Source organism: Pseudomonas sp. SIMBA_067, assembly GCF_046534675.1.
Taxonomy (GTDB): domain Bacteria; phylum Pseudomonadota; class Gammaproteobacteria; order Pseudomonadales; family Pseudomonadaceae; genus Aquipseudomonas; species Aquipseudomonas putida.
This window is the reverse complement of the sequence record NZ_JAWRYH010001548.1, coordinates 1-228: the sequence shown is the minus strand read 5'-3', so window position 1 is coordinate 228 and position 228 is coordinate 1. Positions and strand designations below refer to the sequence as shown.

At 61.0% G+C, this 228-nt stretch carries 1 pseudogene; it reads left to right on the top strand.

Features of this window, described 5'->3' with window-relative positions:
• A pseudogene (locus SB765_RS34655) lies at nt 1-228 on the top strand (APC family amino acid permease); the annotation flags it as partial.

Here is a 228-nt window from a genome sequence, read left to right as displayed (position 1 = left end):
CCTGCGCATTCGTCGCCCGGATTTGCCGCGTGCCTACCGTTCGCCATGGTTTCCGTTGCCGCAGATCGTATCGAGTATCGGCATCCTGTTGGGCATGTGGTTTATCACACCGCCCGGCATGCACCCGGCGGACATCTATGTGCCATTTGGCGTGATGCTGGGCGTGACGGCGGCGTATGCATTGTTCTGGACCCTCGTGGTGCAGAAGGTCAACCCCTTCAAGCCGGC